Origin of the sequence: Achromobacter animicus (assembly GCF_902859585.1) — a bacterium.
GTDB classification, from domain to species: domain Bacteria; phylum Pseudomonadota; class Gammaproteobacteria; order Burkholderiales; family Burkholderiaceae_B; genus Achromobacter; species Achromobacter animicus.
In genome coordinates, this window is sequence record NZ_CADIJM010000009.1 from 143,638 (window position 1) to 159,342 (window position 15,705).

Annotated in this window: 14 protein-coding genes and 3 tRNA genes; 9 read left to right on the forward strand and 8 right to left on the reverse strand. The window is 65.1% G+C overall.

Annotated features, from left to right (window positions below; all coding sequences use genetic code 11):
- Nucleotides 1-181: 181 nt before the first annotated feature.
- Both rluB and scpB read right to left on the reverse strand, forming a co-directional pair.
- On the reverse strand, nt 182-2,068 hold the full coding sequence (gene rluB / locus HV681_RS20025) for a 23S rRNA pseudouridine(2605) synthase RluB (protein WP_175124691.1): 1,887 nt from the start codon (nt 2,066-2,068) through the stop codon (nt 182-184).
- A gap of 35 nt (nt 2,069-2,103) precedes the next feature.
- On the reverse strand, nt 2,104-3,381 hold the full coding sequence (scpB, locus tag HV681_RS20030) for an SMC-Scp complex subunit ScpB (RefSeq protein WP_175124692.1): 1,278 nt from the start codon (nt 3,379-3,381) through the stop codon (nt 2,104-2,106).
- A 63-nt stretch (nt 3,382-3,444) separates the two neighbouring features.
- Between scpB and HV681_RS20035 the strand changes: the two genes are divergently transcribed.
- A tRNA-Met gene (locus HV681_RS20035) sits at nt 3,445-3,521 on the forward strand.
- Between the two features lie 795 nt (nt 3,522-4,316).
- Here the strand turns inward: HV681_RS20035 and HV681_RS20040 are convergent.
- The 3 genes from HV681_RS20040 to HV681_RS20050 form a co-directional block, all read right to left on the reverse strand.
- The gene (locus HV681_RS20040) at nt 4,317-5,222 is read right to left on the reverse strand and encodes a LysR family transcriptional regulator (RefSeq protein ID WP_175124693.1); all 906 of its coding nucleotides are present in this window, start codon (nt 5,220-5,222) and stop codon (nt 4,317-4,319) included.
- A 101-nt stretch (nt 5,223-5,323) separates the two neighbouring features.
- The gene (locus HV681_RS20045) at nt 5,324-6,373 is read right to left on the reverse strand and encodes a CobW family GTP-binding protein (protein ID WP_175124694.1); all 1,050 of its coding nucleotides are present in this window, start codon (nt 6,371-6,373) and stop codon (nt 5,324-5,326) included.
- Between the two features lie 129 nt (nt 6,374-6,502).
- Nucleotides 6,503-6,578: transfer RNA gene (locus HV681_RS20050), tRNA-Asn, on the reverse strand.
- A 213-nt stretch (nt 6,579-6,791) separates the two neighbouring features.
- On the opposite strand from HV681_RS20050, the gene HV681_RS20055 reads away from it, so the two are divergent.
- The 4 genes from HV681_RS20055 (at nt 6,792) to HV681_RS20070 (ending at nt 10,523) form a co-directional block, all read left to right on the forward strand.
- Nucleotides 6,792-6,867: transfer RNA gene (locus tag HV681_RS20055), tRNA-Thr, on the forward strand.
- A 142-nt stretch (nt 6,868-7,009) separates the two neighbouring features.
- Nucleotides 7,010-7,669 carry a response regulator gene (locus HV681_RS20060; RefSeq protein ID WP_175124695.1) on the forward strand — a complete coding sequence of 220 codons (660 nt, stop codon included), beginning with the start codon at nt 7,010-7,012 and terminating at the stop codon, nt 7,667-7,669.
- Complete coding sequence (locus tag HV681_RS20065; RefSeq protein WP_175124696.1) at nt 7,666-8,994, forward strand: ATP-binding protein; 1,329 nt, start codon at nt 7,666-7,668, stop codon at nt 8,992-8,994. Before HV681_RS20060 ends, HV681_RS20065 begins: the two co-directional genes overlap by 4 nt.
- Nucleotides 8,995-9,077: 83 nt before the next feature.
- Nucleotides 9,078-10,523: a DegQ family serine endoprotease gene (locus tag HV681_RS20070; protein ID WP_175124697.1), complete on the forward strand. Its 1,446-nt coding sequence runs from the start codon at nt 9,078-9,080 to the stop codon at nt 10,521-10,523.
- A 25-nt stretch (nt 10,524-10,548) separates the two neighbouring features.
- Here HV681_RS20070 and maiA read toward each other — a convergent pair whose 3' ends face one another.
- From maiA to HV681_RS20085, 3 genes are read right to left on the reverse strand one after another with little or no spacing between them, the layout of a single operon-like run.
- Nucleotides 10,549-11,193: a maleylacetoacetate isomerase gene (gene maiA, locus HV681_RS20075; RefSeq protein ID WP_175124698.1), complete on the reverse strand. Its 645-nt coding sequence runs from the start codon at nt 11,191-11,193 to the stop codon at nt 10,549-10,551.
- 49 nt (nt 11,194-11,242) lie between these two features.
- Nucleotides 11,243-12,220, reverse strand: a complete 978-nt coding sequence (ispH, locus tag HV681_RS20080; protein ID WP_175124699.1) for a 4-hydroxy-3-methylbut-2-enyl diphosphate reductase — start codon at nt 12,218-12,220, stop codon at nt 11,243-11,245.
- Nucleotides 12,220-12,696, reverse strand: a complete 477-nt coding sequence (locus HV681_RS20085) for an FKBP-type peptidyl-prolyl cis-trans isomerase (RefSeq protein WP_175124700.1) — start codon at nt 12,694-12,696, stop codon at nt 12,220-12,222. The genes ispH and HV681_RS20085 overlap by 1 nt, the downstream gene beginning before the upstream one ends.
- A gap of 50 nt (nt 12,697-12,746) precedes the next feature.
- On the opposite strand from HV681_RS20085, the gene radC reads away from it, so the two are divergent.
- From radC to HV681_RS20105, 4 genes are all read left to right on the forward strand, one after another.
- A complete protein-coding gene (gene radC, locus HV681_RS20090) occupies nt 12,747-13,424 on the forward strand; it encodes a RadC family protein (RefSeq protein ID WP_175124701.1) in 678 nt (225 codons plus the stop codon).
- A gap of 92 nt (nt 13,425-13,516) precedes the next feature.
- Complete coding sequence (gene kynB, locus HV681_RS20095) at nt 13,517-14,143, forward strand: arylformamidase (RefSeq protein WP_175124733.1); 627 nt, start codon at nt 13,517-13,519, stop codon at nt 14,141-14,143.
- A gap of 144 nt (nt 14,144-14,287) precedes the next feature.
- Complete coding sequence (kynA, locus tag HV681_RS20100; protein ID WP_056567541.1) at nt 14,288-15,136, forward strand: tryptophan 2,3-dioxygenase; 849 nt, start codon at nt 14,288-14,290, stop codon at nt 15,134-15,136.
- Nucleotides 15,137-15,357: 221 nt separating this feature from the next.
- Nucleotides 15,358-15,624 carry a type B 50S ribosomal protein L31 gene (locus HV681_RS20105; RefSeq protein WP_008164119.1) on the forward strand — a complete coding sequence of 89 codons (267 nt, stop codon included), beginning with the start codon at nt 15,358-15,360 and terminating at the stop codon, nt 15,622-15,624.
- The last annotated feature ends 81 nt before the right edge of the window (nt 15,625-15,705 follow it).

The window sequence follows — 15,705 nt, forward strand, 5'->3', positions numbered from 1 at the left end:
GCTTTTTGCGGTAAAGCGCACTTAAAGAATCCAGTGCTTCCAGCAAAAAGCCATGACGCGAAGCCATGAAAACCATTGATTTTACCAGATAAACGGGAAAATCGCCTGATTCGTCACGGGCTTACGTTTATATGGGACGGATGCGGGGCGGCGGCGCAGTCTGCGGGCCGCCCTGCGGGGATCAGCGACCCTGACGTCCCCGGCCACCGCCCATGACGCCCAGCCGCGATTCGTGAGCCGAAGCGCTGCGGGGTTGCCAATCGTCGCCACGCTGGCCGCCGTCGGCGCGGGGACCGCCACTACGCGGCGCACGCGGCTTGCCACCGGCGCCCGGACCCTTGTTGTTGCCGCCGGTGCGCGCGCCTTCGGCCTTGTTGCCGCCGCGACCGCCCGCGGCGGGCTTGCCGCCACGACCCGGATTGCCGCTACGCGCGCCTGCCGGTTTGCCGCCAGCCGGCTTGCCGCCGCCAGGCTTGCCACCGGACTTGCCGCCAGGACGGCGGCCAGCGCCAGCCGGCGCATCGCCCGTGCCGCCCGCTGCCGGATTGCCGGCCACCGGATTGCCGGCCACCGGACTGCCGGCCACCGGGCTGCTTGCCATCGGATTGCCGGCCGCGGCGTTCGCTGCGGCGCGGGGACCGCGTGCGTTGCCGCCCGCGCGCCCACCCGGCTTGCCGCCGGCCTTGCCGCCCTGCTTGCCACCGGACTTGCCGGCGCCCGCGGAGCGCGGACCCGATTTGCCCTTGCGATTGCCCAGGCCGGGTTCGCCCGAGAGCGGGTGGCCGTTGGCGTAACCACCGGCGATCATGAGGCCGGTGCCGAAAGGATCAGAAGGACACGCCGCAGCCTGCCCTGCACTGCCCAGGCCGCCGCCCTGCAACTTGCCACGGCGGCCGATGCGGGCGCCGTTCATGCCGTTGCGGTCGAGCGTGCCGAATCCGGGTGGCAAGGCGCTGTCGTGCGATTGCGGCTGCTTGGAGCGGCGACGGTTGCCCGACGAATCGTCGTCATCGCGCAACAGTCCCAACTGGACCATCAGCGCGGTCACCAGCGAAGCGTCCAGTTCGTCCCAGCGGCCACGGCGCAGCGTGCGCGGCAGCACGACATCGCCGAAGCGCGTGCGGATCAGGCGGCTGACAGTGACGCCGACCGCTTCAAACATGCGGCGGACTTCGCGGTTACGGCCTTCCTGCAGCGTGACACGGTACCAGCGGTTGCTGCCGTCGCCGCCCAGGTAGTCCAGCGCGCCGAACGCGGCCAAGCCGTCTTCGAGTTCGATTCCGTCGACCAGCGACTGGCGCTGCGCCTCGTCCATTTCGCCCAGGACACGAACGGCGTACTCGCGTTCCGTGCCATAGCGGGGGTGCATGATCCGGTTGGCCATGTCGCCCGACGTCGTGAAAATCAGCAGGCCTTCGGTGTTCAGGTCAAGGCGGCCCACCGAGAGCCACTTGCCGGTACGCAGCTTGGGCAGTCGGGCAAACACGCTGGCGCGGCCACCGGGGTCGTCGTGGCTGACGATCTCGCCGGCGGGCTTGTGATACAGGATCACGCGCGGCGGCTTTTTCGTGTTGGTGCGCATGATGGGCTTGCCATTGACACGCACCTGATCGTTGGGCCCCACGCGCTGACCGATATGCGCCGGTTCGCCGTTAACGGACACCCGGCCCGCGACGATCAGCTCTTCCATTTCGCGGCGCGACCCGATGCCTGCGTCGGCCAGCACCTTGTGCAGCTTGGGCATGACCACTTCGCTGTTCAGGTACTTGCCCAGACGCTGCTCCATGCGGTCAGCCGTATCCAGGTAGGACAGCGCCTGCTCGGCTTCCTGCTCGCCACCCCGGGAGTCCACGGACTCGACCGGTGCGGCGGGCGCAGTGGCCTGCCCTTCGGCGGCGGGCGCCTGTTCGGCGGCAGCGTCGCCGCGGCGGCGGCGGAACGGGGTCCTCAGCTTGCGGCCGCGGCTGCGGGCGCCGGCTTCGCCCTCGGCGGCCGGTTCGCGCGCGGCGGAGGATTCCGGCTGCGCGCCGGCAGCGGCGTCATCCGAACGGGGGGTGTCGTCCTGCATTGCTGTATTCGTTGTCACTGGGACAGCTCCGAATTTCAAACTTGGGTAGGCCTGCCGGGAGCAGGCTCGTCATCATCTGGGGACGCCGAATCCGGTTCAGACCCGGACCGGTCGGGGTCCGCCTGTTCCGAAGCCGCGGCGGCAGCATCGGGTTCGGACTGAACAGCCTCGTCAAGACCGTAAACGGGCTCACGCCTGGCGTCGCCAGGGGCCTCGGCATCGGTCTTGTCAGTCGGGTCAGTCGGTTCCGCGTGTTTTGCGTTCTCGACTCTTTCCTTTGCAGCACCGGCCTCGGAGGCATCGGCGGCCATATCGGAAATGTCGTTGCCAGCCCTGTCGTCGGGAAGATCGGACGAGAGCGGCGTATTGGACAAGCCTTCGGCTTGCTCCCGGACGGTGGATTCGTCGGCGGGATCCGCGCCTTCTTCTGTGCGCGAAAGCTGGGATTCTACGCTATCGATGGCCGCTATGGGGACATCGTCTTCCGAAACAGACAATTCCGCAACGGGGAAAATCTCGGAGGATTCGGCATCAGGATCGGCAGCAGGCGGATTTTCGCCTTCTTGCGACGCTTGTTGCGGGGCGTCCGCCCCCTGCTGGACGATGCCGTCCGCCCCGGATTCAGCCGCTTGCGCGCCATCTTCCGCCGGCGCCGCGTCCGCACCACCCTCGCCATCAGCCGGCTCCGGCGACGCGTCCGCACCGCCCTCGCCATCAGCCGGTTCCGGCGTCTCGCCCAGCACCTGCTGCACTTCGCCCAGATCCAGCCCGGCGAGCGCGGCGGCAGCGTGCGCGGTTTCCAGCGGCGGCAGCTCGTCCAGCGCACGCAGCCCCAGATCGTCAAGGAACTGGCGCGTAGTGCCGAACAGCGCGGGACGACCCGGCGCGTCGCGGTGGCCAATGACTTCGATCCAGCCGCGGTCCTCGAGGGCCTTCACGATCTGCGACGAAACCGTCACGCCGCGGATATCTTCGATGTCGCCGCGCGTCACGGGCTGGCGCCAGGCGACGATAGCAAGCGTTTCCATCACGGCGCGCGAATACTTGGGCGGCTTTTCAGGGCTGAGGCGCTCCAGGTAGCGCTGCATGCTGGGGCGGCTCTGGAAACGCCAGCCGGAGGCGAGCTGTACAAGTTCCAGCCCGCCGTCGGCCCAGTTGCCTTGCAAGGTCTCCAGAAGCCGGCGCACCGTGCTGCTGTCGAATTGTTCATCATCCCCGAACAGCTTGCGCATATCGGAAATCTGCATCGGCTGAACCGCGCACAGCAGCGCGGTTTCCAGCACGAGTATTGCCTCGCTATCGTTCATCGACATCCAAATTCAAAAAGGGGCTAACTTGCGCTTGGTTGGAAATAAGGTTAATATTCTTTTCTCAGACGCGGGGTGGAGCAGTCTGGCAGCTCGTCGGGCTCATAACCCGAAGGTCGTAGGTTCAAATCCTGCCCCCGCAACCAATTTGATGAAGGCCTGGCATTCGCCGGGCCTTCTTCATTTGCGGCGCCGGATTCAAAATAAATAAACGAGCGATCGGCGTGGCAATTCAAACCCGCGTGGCACTTCGAACCCGTGCCGCGATTCAATCGCGCACCGCAACTCAAATCAACGACGTGATTCGTTTCGACGCCACCGGCAGCGGTGCCGCGGAATCCAAATCCACGCATCTCGGCGCGGCCACCCGCGGATCTCCCAACGCGACGCTCGCCCGCAAACGACCGAGCCGCCGCAAAAGCGGCGACGCAACAGTCAATGTTGGCTTGCGAAATTGTCACTGGGTTCCTGTTTACCGCCACGCCCACACCTCATGGCGCTGCCCTGCGCTAAAACCACCACGCCGGCGCCCGTAAGGCGGAATGCCTGCCGCGGCTGCGCGGCTGCGGCAAAACGTCTGAGCAAATTCTGGAAAAGCTGGCGCCAGCAACGCTGACGCCTATCGCCAATATGGCCGCGGAACGCGCCGGAACCTCCGGCACCAACCCTTTCCGCGAAGATTGATAGCAAAGACTAGAACCGACGGGCATCGGCCATTGCCGTGCGGCCGAACGCCGCTGCCAGACCGGCTCGCCCCCTTGCGCAAACCGAGCCGGGCTCTGGATTGCGCCGGCCTGCCACCAGGCCGGAACGATTGTTAGGTATTTTTTGGGTCAAAAGCTGGCAAATTATACCGCCATCTATTCCGGCCTCAAGCTGCGGCGTACCCGTTATCGGCCCACCAACCCGCCGCGCCGGCCTACCCCTCACCCGTCCGCCACTCAGCCCGCCGGCTTGTCCCACGGCGCCGACCCCAGCCGCTCGGCTAGATAATCCATCATCGAACGCAAAATCAGGGGCATCTGCCGGCGCGAGGCGTACACGCCATAAATGCCTAGTTCCTGGGGTTTGCATTGGGGCAGGATGACCTGCAGCTTGCCCGACGCGATGTATTCGGCCGCATAGTACGTCGGCAACATCGCGATACCCGCCCCTTCCACGGCGGCACTGCACAACACCGAGACTTCGTTGGCACTGATGCTTCCCCCCACAGGCACGTCGACCGGCTCGCCATCGCGCTCGAAACGCCACAGGCTCTTGCCGAAATACGAATGGGTCAGGCAATTGCGCAATGACAGATCCTCGACGCGCGCAGGCACGCCTTCGCGCGCGAGATATTCCGGAGACGCGCAGACCACCGATCGGCACACCGCCAGCTTGCGCGCAATCAGATTGGGATCCAGATCATTGGTGATGCGCACCGCGAGGTCGACCCGCTCTTCCACCAGATTGACCGCGCGCTCGACCAGCATCAGATCCACGGACGTTCCGGGGTGGCGTTTGACGTAGTCGGTGACGGCCGGCGCCAGATGGCGGGCGCCAAACGACATGCTCGTCGTGATGCGCAGCAGGCCGCGCGGCGTATCCTCGGGTGTGGCGACGGCGCTGTGCAGATCGCCGACCATATCCAGCATCTGGCGGCAGCGCGGCAGGGTTTCGGCGCCAGCCGGCGTGAGGCTCAGGCGCCGCGTCGTGCGATGCAGCAGGCGCACCCCAACCCATTGCTCCATCTCGGCCAGGTATCGCGACACCATGGCGCGAGACATGTCCAGATGCACGGCGGCCGCCGACAGGCTGCCCCGATCGGCAACCTCAACGAACACCTGCATGGCTTTCAGTCGATCCATCACTGTCTCGGCAAGTGCATCAGACCGTACCGGTTATACCGTATTTCCGTGCAGCATCCGCAACGGAATATCGATCAATGAAACGGGGTCCTTCGGCGCAATCACGCGGACGATTGGCCCAAAGCGTGACGCACAGCGGCAGCCACCTCCGGCACGGCCAAGCCGCGAACGATGAACACCAGCCGCGAGACGCGCACATCATCCGGCCATTCGTTCAAGGACTGCAACGGATACAACTCGCCATGCACGCCATGCACTTCACACGGACTTGATTCACCGGCGAAACAGACGATGCCTTTCATCCGGAGCACGCCCGGCCCGTAGCGCTCCTGGATACGCGCGACGCCTGCCAGAAACGCCGCTCGGCTCATCGGCGTTTCCAGCGTGAGCGAAAAACTGCTTACGTCCGCATGCCGTACCGCGGCCGACGACGAAAATGCGCCAAGCCACTTTGCCGTGACCTTTCCATCGCGACGAGCAAGCAGGTCCGGCCCTTGGAGCAAGCCAACGGCCAACGGGGCATCCGGGCGTTGCACGTAGCGCCGCGCGCCAGGATTGATGGCCTCGATCGCCAGTTCGACTTCGTGCAGTTGCGCCGCATCGACAAGATCGGATTTGCTGATTACGACGGTATCAGCAAGCGCAAGCTGCCGGGCCGCCTCGGGCTGCGCGCGCAGCTGTTCCGCGCCGTGCGCAGCCGACACCACGACGATTGCGCCGCGATACGCGTAGCGCTCGGCCAGAAAGCGTTCGTGCTTCAGTGTGAAGAGGATGGGCGCCGGATCGGCAAGACCGCTAGTCTCGATGATGACGCGCCGGAACGGCTTGATCTTGCGCGCGAGCGCCTGCATGAAGAGATCACGCAAGGTGTCGACCACCGAACCGCTGACCACGCAGCACAGGCACCCACCCTCGACCAGCACGACCTTGTCCGGCGCCAGACGCACCAGATGATGGTCCACGCCGATATCGCCATATTCATTGACGATGACCACCGCGTCGGCGTACTCAGGCGCTTGCAGCAGCCGGTTCAAGAGCGACGTCTTGCCGCTGCCCAGAAAGCCCGAGATGACGGTGACACCGATGCGCTTGTCTTGCACCGGCCGGTCGCCCTGCCCGCCTTGATCGCGGCCGCGCTTGTCGTCATTCATGCCGATCGCCTTAGTTGTCGATGCGCACTTGGTAAATACCCATGCTGTGGACCTACACGCACAGAGACGCGAACACCACCGCAAAAACCAAAAGGGCCACTCACTTGCGTGAGCGGCCCAAAATTCTTTTGGCTCCCCGAGCTGGGCTCGAACCAGCGACCTGCGGATTAACAGTCCGTCGCTCTACCGACTGAGCTATCGGGGATCTGCCAAGACCGAAATTATGAACTAAAAATTCGGCGCATGCAAATCTCGTTTTTTTCTGAATTTTTTGCGCTTCTAGCTGCCCATCGCGAAAAAACTCTGATATAGTTTCGGTCTTTCCAGATCGGGCCCTAAAAAAGCCGACGAACTGGAAGAAAAAAGATGTTTTGCTAGCGCTTTCCGGCTTGGTCCAGAAACAAAAGCAAATGGTCTTGCCGGCATAGCTCAGTTGGTAGAGCAGCGCATTCGTAATGCGAAGGTCGTAGGTTCGACTCCTATTGCCGGCACCAGATTTCCAAAAAGGCAGCCCTCTCGGGCTGCTTTTTTCATTTCACCCCTGCCCGCCCTCACCCCCACCCCGCCACCCCGGCCGGGAACTCGCGCTGATCGCCGCGCGTCCAACCCCCTTGGACCATCCCAGCGGAATAAACCATGCGCATTCTTCTCGTGGAAGACGACATGATGATCGGCGAAAGCGTACTGGACTGCCTGCGCGCGGAACACTACGCCGTCGATTGGGTTCGGGACGGCAGCGCGGCGGACTCCGCGCTGCGCACCGATCCTTACGACCTTGTACTGCTCGACCTGGGCCTGCCCAAGCGGGACGGACTGACGCTGCTGCGCGACATGCGCACCCGCAAGGACCGCACGCCGGTGCTCATCGCCACTGCGCGCGACGCGGTCAGCGACCGGATCGCCGGGCTGGACGCAGGTGCCGACGACTACATCGTCAAACCCTATGACGTAGACGAACTGCTGGCGCGCATGCGGGCACTGATCCGCCGCAGCGCGGGCCGGGCAGAGCCCATTTTCGAGCACGACGGCGTCACCATCGACCCGCAATCGCACGCCGCCATGGTCGACGGCGCGCCAGTGGCGTTGACCGCGCGCGAATGGGCAGTACTGGAACCGCTGATCGCGCGGCCCGGCATGATCTTCTCGCGCGCCCAGCTCGAGGAAAAACTCTATAGCTGGAAAGACAGCATCAGCAGCAATGCCGTTGAGGTTTATATTCATGGCCTGCGCAAGAAACTGGGTCCCAACCTGATCCAGAACGTCAGAGGCGTCGGCTATGTCATCCCCAAAACATGAGCATTCCGCTTAGCTATTCGCTGAGAGCCCGGCTGCTTTTCTTTCTGCTGGCCGCCATTGCGGTCGGCGCGCTGGTGCAAGGCGCAATCGCCTACCGCAGCACCCTGGCGCAGGCCGACGACATCTTCGACTCGCTGCTGCAGCGCACCGCCCTGTCGTTGGGCACCGGCGACGGGCTGCTGAGCACCGGCCCCACACATGCGCGCGGCGCCGGATCGCCGGTTGCCGATGACCTCATCATCCAGATCTGGACGCCGGACGGCTTGCGCGTCTTCAACTCACGCTCGCGCCTGCGCCTGCCCAGCCAGATCGTATTGGGGTTTTCCGACGCGAAGCTGGAAGGCGAAACCTATCGCGTGTATTCGCTGGCCACGCCCTTCCAGGTGATTCAGGTGGCGCAGGACATGCGCGTGCGCAAGAACATGGCCAGCGCCCTTGCGCTGCGCACCGTCGCGCCGATTGCCGCCGCCGCGCCGCTGCTGATGCTGATCATCTGGTGCGTCGTCAGTTGGTCGCTGCGTCCGGTCAAGCGCGCGCGCGCCCAGGTGGCCGCTCGCCAGCCCGAAGATCTGTCGCCCGTCAGCGTACGCGGGCTGCCTGATGAAATCCGCCCGCTGGTGCAGGAACTGAACCTGCTGCTCGAACGCATGCGCGGCGCTTTTGCGCAGCAGAAGCAATTCGTGGGCGACGCGGCGCACGAACTGCGCTCGCCGCTGGCGGCGTTGCGCCTGCAAATGCAGGCGCTGCAGCGCGCAGCAGACCCCGCCGCGCGCCAGCTTGCCGAACAGCGCCTGACTGCCGGCATCGACCGCGCTACGCGGCTGGTCGAGCAGTTGCTGTCGATGGCGCGCCAGGAAGGCGCCCAGGAGCAGACGCCGCTGGCGCCGGTGGATCTGGCGGACGTGCTGCGGCAGGCGCTGTCCGAGACACTGCCCGAAGCAAACGCCAAATCCATCGACGTCACGCTGGACGGCGATACGCAAGCGCAGATGCAGGGCAATCGCGATGCGCTGGTGCTGCTGGTGCGCAATCTGCTGGACAACGCGATCAAGCACTCGCCTGCCGGTGGCCGCATCGGGATGCGTCTGGAACACGGCCCGGGCCGCATTTCGCTGATGATCGACGACGAGGGGCCCGGCATCCCGGTCCATGAGCGCGAACGCGTGTTCGACCGCTTCTACCGGGCCGAAGGCAACACGACCCATGGCAGCGGATTGGGACTGGCCATCGCACGCACCATTGCCGACCGCCACGGCGCATCCATCACCCTTGAAGACGCGCCGTCCGGCCAAGGCCTGCGGGCGCGCGTCAATTTTCCCGCTTAGCCTGGATTTCTCCCGCTTAAGTTTCCCCTAAGTGTGCGGCCCGAAGATAGCGCCATGTTCCCAACATGATCGCAGGAGCCGACATGAAGACCACGCAAATCAAACCCTCGCGCCTCGTCCTGGCGCTGCTGGCAGCCGGCGCCATTGGCGGCGCAGGCGCAACCGCCTTGACCGGCAGCGTTTCGATGGCCGCCGAAGCCCCCGCCGCCACCGCTGCGTCCCAGCCGATCAGCGCGTCCGTGCCGCCCAACTTCGCGCAAATCACGCGCGAGTCCGGTCCGGCCGTCGTCAACATCAGCGTCAGCGGCACGCGCAAGGTGTCGGCCGCCGAAAGCGACGACCCGTTCGCGCAGTTCTTTGGCCAGGTGCCCGGCGCTCGTGGCCGCGCGCCGGCTCGTGAAGTCCCGATGCGCGGCGAAGGCTCGGGCTTCATCGTCAGTTCCGACGGCATCATCCTGACCAATGCGCACGTGGTCCAGGACGCCAAGGAAGTGACAGTAAAGATGACCGACCGCCGCGAATACAAGGCCAAGGTCCTGGGCGCCGACCCGCAGACCGACGTCGCCGTCATCAAGATCGAGGCGAAGAACCTGCCGGTCATCAAGGTGGGCGACGTGAACAAGCTGCAGGTGGGCGAATGGGTGCTGGCCATCGGCTCGCCCTACGGCCTGGAGAACACCGCCACCGCCGGCATCGTCAGCGCCAAGGGCCGTTCGCTCCCGGACGACACCTCGGTGCCGTTCATCCAGACCGACGTGGCCGTGAACCCCGGCAACTCGGGCGGTCCGCTGTTCAACGACCGCGGCGAAGTCGTGGGCATCAACTCGCAGATCTACAGCCGCACCGGCGGCTTCCAGGGCCTGTCGTTCTCGATTCCCATCGACCTGGCCTACAAGATCAAGGACCAGATCCTTGAGCACGGCAAGGTGCAGCATGCGCGCCTGGGCGTGACGGTGCAGGAAGTGAATCAGGACCTGGCCGACTCGTTCAAGCTGGATTCGCCGTCGGGCGCACTGGTGTCGAGCGTCGAAAAGGGCAGCGCCGCCGAAAAGGCCGGCCTGCAGCCGGGCGACGTGGTGCGCAAGATCGACGGCAAGACCATCGTGTCTTCCGGCGACCTGGCTTCGACGATCACCATGGCCGCCCCCGGCGAGAAGATCAAGCTGGACGTATGGCGCAACGGCGGGCAGAAGGAGATGGTCGCAACGCTGGGTGGCGTGCCCAAGGACAAGACCCAGGCGTCGGCCGACGGCCAGGAAGTGCAGCGCGGCCAGCTTGGCCTGGCGCTGCGCCCCCTGAGCCCTCAGGAGCAGCAGGAGTCGGGTGCGGAAGGCCTGCTCATCGAGCGTTCTGCAGGCCCCGCCGCCAAGGCTGGCATTCAGCCCGGCGACGTGCTGCTGTCCCTCAATGGGGTGCCGGTGCACAACGTCGGCCAGGTGAAGGCCGAGTTGTCGAAGGCGGGCAAGACCGTAGCCTTGCTGGTGCAACGCGGCGAAGACAAGATCTTCGTGCCGGTGCAGATCGGCTGATCAGCCGGGTCTGATCAGCCGGGCATCACTCCGCGTCGGGCTGGTTGCCCGGCGCGGCCGCTTCAAATGCCGGCAGGGCCCGGCACGCCGCGTCGATGCGCAGCACATTGGGCATGGCCGACAGGTCACACTCGAAGCGCTGCGCATTCGCCACTTGCGGCACCAGGCACAGGTCCGCGATGGTCGGCGTGTCGCCGTGGCAGAACCGACCCGTGGCGGGGGAAGCAGCCAGTTGGGCTTCCAACGCTTCAAGACCCTGATGCACCCAGTGCTTGTACCAGGCCGTCTTGGCCGCTTCATCCACGCCCAGCGTGTGCTTCAGATACTTCAGCACGCGCAGGTTGTTCAGCGGATGCGTATCGCAGGCGATGCCCAGCGCCAGATCGCGCACACGGGCGCGGCCGATGGCGTCGGCAGGCAGCAGCGGCGTTTCCGGGTGCGTTTCTTCCAGGTATTCGATGATGGCCAGCGATTGGCCGATGACCGCATCGCCGTCGACCAGCGTGGGAACCAGCGCAGTCGGGTTCACCTTGCGGTAGCCGGCCGACAACTGCTGGCCGCCCTCCTTCAGAAGATGAACCGGCACGGTCTCGTACGGCAGGCCCTTCAGGTTCAGGGCAATGCGTACGCGATACGCGGCCGAGCTGCGGAAGTAGCTGTAAAGCTGCATGGTGTCTCCTCGGTATTTTTGTGGCGCCGCCCGCGTGGGCGGCGCTTGTTCATTCCAGCGATTCGGTCTGGGCCGCCTTGCGCGACAAGCCCTTGGGCAACGGGAACGCGACGTTTTCTTCCAGCCCCGGCATCTTGCGCACCGAGACGGCGCCCAGTTCCTTGACGCGCGCGATCACCTGCTGCACCAGCACTTCCGGCGCCGAGGCGCCCGCGGTCACGCCAATGCGCTTGCGGCCGACGAGCCAGGCGGGGTCGATGGATTCCGCGCCGTCGATAAGATAGGACGCGACGCCCTTGCGCTCGGCCACTTCGCGCAGGCGATTGGAGTTCGAGCTGTTGGGGCTGCCCACGACCAGCACCAGATCGCATTCCGGCGCCAGGATCTTGACCGCATCCTGCCGGTTCTGCGTGGCGTAGCAGATGTCGCTTTTCTTGGGCTCGGCGATGCTGGGAAAGCGCGCCTTCAGCGCCTGCGACACCGCGGCCGCATCATCGACCGACAGCGTGGTCTGCGTGACGTAGGCCAGGTTTTCGGGATCGGTGACTTCGAGGCTGGCGACGTCTTCGACGGTTTCGACGAGGTACATGCCGCCCTGCGCCTGGCCCAGGGTGCCTTCGACCTCGGGATGCCCCTTGTGGCCGATCATGATGATCTCGCGGCCGGCGGCGCGCATGCGCGCGACTTCGATGTGAACCTTGGTGACCAGCGGGCAGGTGGCGTCAAAGACCTGCAGCCCGCGCGCTTCCGCTTCCGCGCGCACGGCCTTGGAGACGCCATGCGCCGAAAACACCACGATGGCGCCCGCGGGCGCATCGTCGAGCTCGTCGATGAAGATGGCGCCCTTGGCGCGCAGGTCTTCCACGACGTAGCGGTTGTGAACGATCTCGTGACGCACGTAGATGGGCGCGCCGTGCAGTTCGATGGCCCGTTCGACGATATCGATGGCGCGATCCACGCCTGCACAGAAGCCGCGCGGCTGCGCCAGCAGGACTTCGGCGTCGGAGGCGGTGACAGCCTGGCTCATCAAAGCACTCCCAGCAGCGCCACGTCCACTTTCAGGCTGATGCCTGCCAGCGGGTGGTTGAAATCGAATAGCGCGGATTCGTCGTTGATTTCCTTGAGGACGCCCGAATAGCGGCCGCCGTTGGGCGCGGTGAATTCAACGAGGTCGCCGGGTTCGAACGTGGCGTCCTCGCCGGCGTGCTGCGCCAGCATGGTGCGCGTCACGCGCTGGATCAGTTCGGGATTGCGGTCGCCGTAGGCGTCTGCCGGCTCGATGGTGACGCTGAACTTGTCGCCCTCGGCGCGGCCGACCAACGCGGCCTCCAGGCCAGGCGCCCACTGCCCGCCGCCCATCTGCAACGTGCCGGGACGGCCGTCGAAGGTGTCGGTGAACACGGAACCCGCCCCCGGGCCCGAGGCCAGGGTGATGCGGTAATGCAGCGTCAGGTAGGAATCCGGACGGACCAAAACGTTCACTTCATTAGAGGCGATGCTCACGATCTGCCACCGTATGGGTATTTGAGTAAACCCTGATTTTAGAGCCTCTTATGAAATTGTCCGTCCGGCTGCCAAAACAAGACCGTCCCCGAGAGCGTCTGCTCCGTCACGGGGCCGCATCGATCCAGGATGCCGAGCTGCTGGCCGTCGCGCTGCGCACGGGGATTCCAGGGCTGAATGTAGTGGATCTGTGCCGTCAATTGCTGGACCGGTTCGGCGGGCTGCGCGGGTTGCTGAGCACCTCGCCCCAGGACCTGATGTCCATCGCCGGATTGGGGGCGTCCAAAGCCTGCACCCTGGCGGCGCTGCTGGAACTGGCCCGCCGCGCCATGGAAGAAGACCTGGTCCGGGACACCGCCATGAACCACCCCACCCGAGTGAAACAATATTGCAAGGCGGCGCTCGGCCATCTGCAAGTGGAGCACTGCATCGCCCTGTACCTGGACGCCCAGCTGCGCCTGATCGCCACGGGCGAACTGGCGCGGGGCACGCTCTCGCAGGCGGCGGTCTACCCGCGGGAGGTCGTGCGCGAGGCCTTGCGCCACCACGCGGCGGCCCTCATCGTGGCGCACAACCACCCGTCTGGCGTGGCGTCGCCCAGCGCGGCAGACCACGGCTTCACGCGGCACCTGAAGGAAGCCCTGGCGCTCGTGGACATCAAACTGATCGACCACCTGATCGTCGCGGGAGGCTCGGCGGTGTCGCTGGCTGAACTGGGCTGCCTCTGACCGCAACAAGCGCCGGAATTCCGTTAGACTACCGCCCGATATTGTTTTAGGCTTAACCTAATTCCGGCCCTCGCGACCTTTCCTTGCCCGCCATGAAACGCCTGTGGGACATTTCCCCGCCCGTCTCGACGGCATCTCCCGTCTTTCCGGGCGACACGCCGTACCGCCAGCAATGGAAGTGGACGCTTACGCCCGGCTGTCCGGTCAACGTCAGCGAAATCACGATGTCGCCGCACATCGGCGCGCATGCCGACGCCCCGCTGCACTACCAGAACGGGGCCGCAGCCATCGGCGCGGTTTCGCTTGAACCCTTCCTGGGCCCTTGCCGCGTGATCCATGCGATCGACTGCGGCGACCTCATCACGATCGACCATCTAGCCCATGCGGCGCACAACCTGCCGCCCCGCGTGCTGGTGCGCACCGCCAAGCACGCCGCGCAGGACTGGTGGACGGATGACTTCTCCGCCTACGCGCCCCAGACCATCGAATGGCTGGCCGAACGCGGCGTCATGCTGATCGGTCTGGACACCGCCAGCATCGACCCCGCTTCCAGCAAGACCCTGGACAGCCACCATACGATCTTGCGGCACGACATGCGGGTACTGGAGAACCTGGTGCTCGACGACGTGCCTGAAGGCGATTACGAGTTGATCGCCTTGCCGTTGGCGCTGATCCAGGCCGATGCCAGCCCGGTCCGCGCGGTCCTGCGCGAACTGTAGGCTGATTTGCCGGCCCGGGCGCGGCTGCCCGACAGCAGCCGCCCCGCTTGGAGAATCGACCATGCAATTCCTTTTCGCGCCCCACTGGCGCGCCCTGCACGCATCCGCCCGCCGCGCCGCGCCGCCCTGCCACGGAGGCCGCGCATGAGCCAGAACGAACGCCCCGAAGACATCGTCCACCAGGAAAAGGCGCAACTCGATTTCGCGCGCGACATGACCTACGGCGATTATCTGCATCTTGATGAACTGCTTGGCGCCCAGCACCCGATGTCGCCCGAGCACAACGAGATGCTGTTCATCATCCAGCACCAGACCAGCGAGCTCTGGATGAAGCTGATGCTGCACGAGCTGCGGGCCGCGATCGCCAGCGTCGCAGAGGACCGCCTGCAGCCGGCCTTCAAGATGCTGGCGCGCGTCAGCAAGATCATGGAGCAGCTCGTCCACGCCTGGGACGTGCTGGCAACCATGACGCCGCCTGAATACTCTGCGCTGCGTCCCTATCTGGCGCGCTCCAGCGGATTCCAGAGCTACCAGTACCGCCAGGTCGAATTCCTGCTTGGCAACAAGAACGCGGCCATGCTCAAGCCGCATTCGCACCGCGCCGACCTGCTGGCCCAGGTGCAGAGCGCCTACGAGGCCCCGTCGCTGTACGACGAGGCACTGCGGCTACTGGCGCGCAACGGCCTGGACATCCCGGCCGATCACCTGGAACGCGACTGGACCCAGCCGTATCAGGCATCGGCGGCGGTCGAAGCCGCCTGGCTGACGGTCTACCGCGACACGGACCGCTATTGGGCGCTCTACCAGCTTGGTGAAAAGCTGACCGATCTGGAAGACGCCTTCCGGTTGTGGCGATTCCGCCACGTTACGACGGTCGAACGCGTCATCGGCTTCAAGCGGGGCACGGGCGGCACGTCGGGCGTGGATTACCTGCGGCGCATGCTGGAAGTGGTGCTGTTTCCGGAAATCTGGAAACTGCGCACGGATCTCTGACATTTGCGTCGCGCTGAAACCCGGGATGCATGACAGCCCGGGCGCCCATTTGCGGCTGGCCGCAGGCGGGATCGCGTGCTAGAATGCGGGGTTACTTTTTGGATACGTGGCTAGCGCCTGTCGCGCCAAGATTTGGTAGCGAACCGCGGCAGCGGAACCAGGCAGCTGTAGCTGGCGACCCTAACTCTTGAAAAAGACTCGACCGAGTCTAGGAAAGCACCATGAAAGAAGGCATTCACCCCGAATACCGCGAAGTCGTCTTCGCCGACCTGCAAACGGGCAACAAGTTCATCACCCGTTCGACCGTCCAAACGCGCGAAACCGTTGAACTCGACGGCAAGACGTACCCGCTCTTCAAGTGCGACGTGACCTCCGAATCGCACCCGTTCTACACTGGCGCCCAGACCCGCATCGTCGAAACCGGCCGCGTGGAAAAGTTCCGCGCCCGCTTCGCCCGCACGGCTGGCACGGTCAAGTCCGCTTCCTGATCCTGTTGCTCCTACGGGAGTCACAGCAAAAAGGCAGCCTTCGGGCTGCTTTTTTTTCCCCCCTCGGCGCCAGGAGGCCGG